Below are 6,249 nucleotides of genomic sequence, written 5' to 3' on the forward strand. Positions count from 1 at the left end.
GCTCGGCGAGATCGAGGCCGCGCTGAACGGGCTCGACGAAGTCGCCCAGTCGGTCGTGGTGGTGCGCGGCGATCAGCACACCGGCGATCAGCTCGTCGCCTACGTGGTCGCCGCGCCTGGTCTTCCGGTGGACACCGATGCGCTGCGCGAGGAACTGGGACGGCAGCTGCCGGCCTACATGGTTCCCGCCGTGGTGATGGTGCTCGACGAGTTCCCGCTCAACGCCTCCGGCAAGCTGGACCGCAAGGCGCTGCCGGCGCCGGTGTTCGAGGCCGCGGTGTTCCGCGCCCCGACCACGCCGGTGGAAGAGATCGTGGCCACCACCTTCGCCGATGTGCTCGGCCTCGACCGGGTGGGCCTGGACGACGACTTCTTCGCCCTCGGCGGCAACTCGCTGAGCGCCACTCAGGTGGCGGCCCGGCTCTCGGCCGCGCTCGACACCGATCTCGGTGTGCGCGAACTGTTCGAGGCGTCCACGGTCGCCGCGCTGGCGGCCAGGGCCGAATCCCGCGCCGGGGCGGGTGCGCGCGCCGCGCTGGTGCCGCAACAGCGGCCCGCGCTGGTTCCGCTGTCGCTGGCCCAGCAGCGGATGTGGTTCCTGAACCGGTTCGATCCCGACTCGGCGGTCGACAACATCCCGGCCGCGGTGCGGCTGTCCGGTCTGCTCGACCGGCAGGCCTTGCAGATCGCCGTCGCCGACGTGCTCGCCAGGCATGAATCGCTGCGCACCTTCTACCCGGAGGTCGACGGCACCGCCTACCAGCAGGCCGTGCCCACCGCGAAGGTGATCCCGGACCTGAGCCCGGTCGACGTCACCGAGGCCGAGCTGCCCGCCCGGGTCGCCGAACTGGTGCGTACCGGATTCGACGTCACCACCGAGGTGCCGTTCCGGGCCCGGCTGTTCGAGATCAGCCCGACCGAACACGTGCTCGCCCTTGTCGTGCACCACATCTCGGCCGACGGCTTCTCCATGGGCCCGCTGACCCGAGACGTGATGACCGCCTACGGCGCTCGCGTCGAGGGCGGCGAACCGGCCTGGCGTCCGCTGGAAGTGCAGTACGCCGATTTCGCGCTGTGGCAGCGCGAGGTGCTCGGCTCCGAGGACGATCCGGAGTCGGTGATCGCCGAACAGATCGACTTCTGGACCCGGTCCCTGCGCGGGCTGCCCGAGCAGCTCGACCTGCCCGCCGACCGGCCACGCCCGGCCGTCGCTTCGGGCCAGGGCGCCACCGAGGTCTTCGAGATCGACGCCCGAACCCACGCGGCGCTCACCGAGCTGGCTCGCACCCGTGGCGCGACGCTGTTCATGGTCACCCACGCGGCCCTGGCGGTACTGCTGTCGCGGCTGTCGGGTGAGGCCGACATCGCGATCGGCACGCCGGTCGCGGGCCGTGGTGAGCGCGCGCTCGACGACCTCATCGGCATGTTCGTCAACACCCTGGTGTTGCGCACCGAGGTCGACGGCGGCGACACCTTCACCGACCTGCTTCGCACCGTCCGGTCGACCGATATCGCGGCCTTCGGGCACGCGGATCTGCCGTTCGAGCGGCTGGTGGAGATCCTGAACCCGGCGCGTTCGCAGGCGCGGCATCCGCTGTTCCAGGTGATGCTGTCGTTCCAGAACACCGGCCAGAACAGCCTGGAACTGCCGGGCCTGACCGTCAGCGGCGTGGATCTGCCGATCGACGTGGCCAAGTTCGATCTGCAACTGGTGCTGTCGGAGAACGGCGAGAACGGCGGCATCACCGCCGAACTGATCTACGCCACCGACCTGTTCGACGCCGCCACCATGGCCCAGTTCGGCCGCCGCTTCAACCGGCTGCTCGCCGCCGTGGCCGCGGAACCGGATCGCGCCGTCGGCGACATCGAGCTGCTCGATGCCCGCGAAACCGACCGCGCCCTGCGCGCCTGGAACGAGACCGCCCACGATCTCGGTGACGCGAGCACGCTGGTGGCCGAGTTCGCCGCGCAGGCCGCCGCCACCCCGGACGCCGTCGCGCTGGTCGACCCGGCGACCGGAATGTCGTTGAGCTACGCCGAATTCGGTGAGCGCGTGCATCGCCTGGCCCGCCACCTGATCGGCCTTGGCGTCGGCCCGGAGAGCCTGGTCGCCCTCGGCCTGCGCCGCTCGGTGGATCTGGTCGTGGCCATGTACGCGGTGCATGCGGCCGGCGGTGGTTACGTGCCGCTGGACCTGGATCAGCCGGCCGAGCGCATCGATTACGTGCTGGACACCGCCGCGCCGGTCTGCGTGCTGACCACATCGCGCGACGGGTTCGACGCCACAGGTCTGTCGACGGTGGTGCTCGACGAGCTGGACCTGTCCGGCTACGCGGCGACCCCGGTGACCGACGCCGAGCGGCTTTCGCCGCTGCGCCCGCAGCATCCGGCCTACGTCATCTTCACCTCCGGATCCACCGGACGCCCCAAGGGCGTGGCCGTGCCGCATGCGGCCGTGGTGAACCAGATCCGCTGGATCACCGGCGAATACGGCATCGGCGCCGACGACGTGGTGCTGTTCAAGACCCCCGCCACCTTCGACGTGTCGGTATGGGAGCTGTTCGGTCCGCTGTCGACCGGCGGCCGGATGGTGATCGCGAGCCCGGACGGGCATCGTGACCCGCAGTACCTGGCCGAGGTGATCGCCGCCCAGCACGTCACCATGACCTCGTTCGTGCCGTCCATGCTGACGGTCTTCGCCGGCAGCGTGTCCGCGGCCGAACTCACCTCGCTGCGGTTGCTGTTCGTCGCCGGCGAGGCGTTCACCAGCGACGCGGTCGAGGCGATCCGCCGGGTCAGCACCGCCGAACTGCACAACCTGTACGGCCCGACCGAGTTCACCGTGCACGCGACGGCCGCCCCGGTCGCGGCCGAGGTCGACGGCGCGGTGCCGATCGGTCTGCCGGTGTGGAACGCGCAGGCCTACATCCTGGACGCGCGCCTGCATCCGGTGGTTCCTGGTGCGGCCGGTGAGCTGTACCTGGCCGGCGATCAGCTGGCCCGCGGTTACGTCGGCCGCGCGGATCTGACCGCGGATCGCTTCGTGGCCAACCCGTTCGGCACCGGCACCCGCATGTACCGCACCGGCGACCTGGTCACCCGTGGCGCCGACGGTGCCATCACCTACCTGGGCCGCACCGACTTCCAGGTGAAGCTGCGCGGTCTGCGCATCGAGCTCGGTGAGATCGAGAACGCGCTCACCGCACACGAATCGGTGGCCCAGTCGGTGGCGGTGGTCCGCTCCGATGCCCGCACGGGCGATCTGCTGGTGGCCTATGTGGTGCCCGCGGGCGGCGCGAGCGTCGATCTCGACGCGCTGCGCACGCACCTGTCCGGTCGCTTGCCGTCCTACATGGTCCCGGCCGCGATCGTGGTGCTCGACGCCATGCCGCTCAACCCGAACGGCAAGCTGGATCGGCGCGCGCTGCCGGAGCCGGAGTTCGAGGCGCGCGAGTTCCGGGCGCCGTCGACCCCGGTGGAGGAGATCGTCGCGAACACCTTCGCCGAGGTGCTCGGCCTGCCCGGGGAACGCCAGGTCGGCCTGGACGACGACTTCTTCGATCTCGGCGGCAACTCGCTGATCGCCACCCAGGTGGTGGCCCGGCTCGGCGCCGCCCTCGACACCCGCGTCCCGGTGCGCACCCTGTTCGAGGCGCCGTCGGTGGCCGCGCTGGCCGCCAAGCTGGAATCGCATGCGGGCACCGGCCGCCGCCGCGAGCTCGTCGCCGGGCCGCGCCCGGACGAGGTGCCGCTGTCGCTGGCCCAGCAGCGCATGTGGTTCCTCAACCGCTTCGACAACCAGACCGCGGTCAACAACATCCCGCTCGCGGTCCGGCTCACCGGCGCCCTCGACACCGACGCGCTGGCGCTGGCCGTCGCCGACGTGATCGACCGGCACGAGGTGCTGCGCACGGTCTATCCGCAGACCGCCGACGGTCAGGGCGTGCAGGTGGTGCTGCCCGCCGGACAGCATCGCCTCGACCTCACCCCGGTCGACGTCCGCCAGGCCGAGATCACCGACCGCATCAGCGAATTGGTGCTCACCGGCTTCGACGTCACCGCCGAGGTCCCGGTGCGCGCCGAGCTGTTCCACGTGGTGGACGGCGAAGGACCCGAGACCCACGTGCTGGTGTTCGTGGTGCACCACATCTCCGGTGACGGCTGGTCGGTGCGCCCGCTGGCCCGCGACGTGATGGTGGCCTACGCGGCCCGCACCCGCGGCGAGGCCCCCGGCTGGGCGCCGCTGCCGGTGCAGTACGCCGACTTCGCGCTGTGGCAGCGCGACACGCTGGGTTCGGAGGACGATCCGTCCTCGCTGATCGCCCAGCAGGTCGCCTACTGGTCCAGCACGCTGGCCGGACTGCCCGAGCAGCTGGACCTGCCCGCCGACCGGTCCCGGCCCGCGGTGGCGTCCAACCGCGGTGAGGTCTACGAGTTCGGCATCGACGCCGAACTGCTGCGCGGACTCAACGCGCTGGCCCGCGAACACGGCGCCAGCCTGTTCATGGTCGTGCACGCGGCCTTCGCGGCGCTGCTGTCGCGGTTGTCCGGCAGCGACGACATCGCCATCGGCACCGCCGTCGCCGGCCGCGGTGAGGCCGCGCTCGACGACGCCATCGGCATGTTCGTCAACACCCTGGTGCTGCGCAGCGAGGTACGGCCCGATGAGCCGTTCACCGAGCTGCTCGCCCGCACCAGGGAAACCGATCTTGCGGCCTTCGGGCACGCGGATCTGCCGTTCGAGCGGCTGGTGGAGATCCTGAACCCGGCACGTTCGCAGGCGCGGCATCCGCTGTTCCAGGTGATGCTGTCGTTCCAGAACACCGGTGAGACCACCTTCGAGCTGCCCGGCCTCGAGGTCGCCGGACTGCCGCTGGATGTGGTGACGGCGAAGTTCGATCTGCATCTGAACCTCACCGATAGCGCCGACGGCATGAGCGCCGAATTCGCTTACGCCACCGACATGTTCGACCGCGACACGGTCGCTTCGCTGGCCGAGCGGCTGCTGCGGATGCTGAGTGCGGCCGTGGCCGAGCCGGCCGCGGCGATCGGCGATGCCGATCTGCTCGACGCCGGCGAGCGCGAGCTGCTGGTGTCGGAGTGGAACGCGACCGAGTTCGACGTGGCCGCCGCGCTGTCGGCGAGCCCGTCCGGGACCGATCCGGCGACGCTGGTGGCGATGTTCGAGGCGCAGGCCGCGCGCACCCCGGACGCCCCGGCGCTCACCTTCGCCGACACCACGCTGACCTACGCCCAGTTCAGCGCCCGTGTGAACCGCCTGGCCCGGCATCTGATCACGCTCGGTGTCGGCCCGGACACCCACGTCGCGCTGGGTATGCGGCGTTCGATCGAACTGGTCGTGGGCATGTACGCGGTGGCCGTCGCCGGCGGCGCCTACGTGCCGCTGGACCCCGATCATCCGGCCGACCGCACCCGCTACGTCCTCGACACCGCCGATCCGGTCTGTGTGCTGACCACCGCCGCCGACGAGTTCGACGCGGGCCAGCGCACCACGCTGGAGATCGAGGCACTGGATCTGTCCGGCTACTCGGCCGCACCGGTGACCGATGCCGAGCGCACCGCGCCGCTGCTGCCGACCCATACCGCCTACGTCATCTTCACCTCCGGCTCGACCGGCCGCCCGAAGGGTGTGGCGGTCGCGCACGCCGCGATCGTGAACCGCCTGGTGTGGATGCAGTCGGCCTACCAGCTGGACGCCTCCGATGTGGTGTTGCAGAAGACGCCGTCCACCTTCGACGTGTCGGTGTGGGAGTTCTTCTGGCCCTTGCAGATCGGCGCACGCCTGGTCGTCGCCAAGCCGGACGGCCACCGTGATCCCGGCTACCTGATCGAACTCATCACCGCCGAGCGGGCGACCACCACGCACTTCGTGCCGTCGATGCTGTCGGTGTTCGTCGCCGAGGAACGTGCCGACGAATGCACCAGCCTGCGCAACGTTTTCGCCTCCGGTGAGGCGCTGCCCGCCGCCACCGCGCAGCGGATGCAGGAACTGACCGGCGCCCGGCTGCACAACCTCTACGGCCCGACCGAAGCCGCGGTCGACGTCACCTTCCACGAGGTGACCGAGGCGGACACCGTGTCGGTGCCGATCGGCGCGCCGGTGTTCAACACACAGGTGTACGTGCTCGATGCCCGCCTGAACCCGGTGCCGACCGGTGTCGCGGGTGAGCTGTATCTGGCCGGCGTGCAGCTGGCGCGCGGGTATGTGGCGCGCCCGGATCTCACCGC

1 protein-coding gene is annotated in these 6,249 nt (G+C 70.8%); it reads left to right on the forward strand.

Annotated features, from left to right (window positions below; genetic code table 11):
• The coding region (locus RJ05_RS03690) for a non-ribosomal peptide synthetase (protein WP_036533127.1) at positions 1 to 6,249 on the forward strand (6,249 nt) is incomplete at both ends.

Source organism: Nocardia cyriacigeorgica NBRC 100375 (genome assembly GCF_000308555.1).
Lineage (GTDB): Bacteria > Actinomycetota > Actinomycetes > Mycobacteriales > Mycobacteriaceae > Nocardia > Nocardia cyriacigeorgica.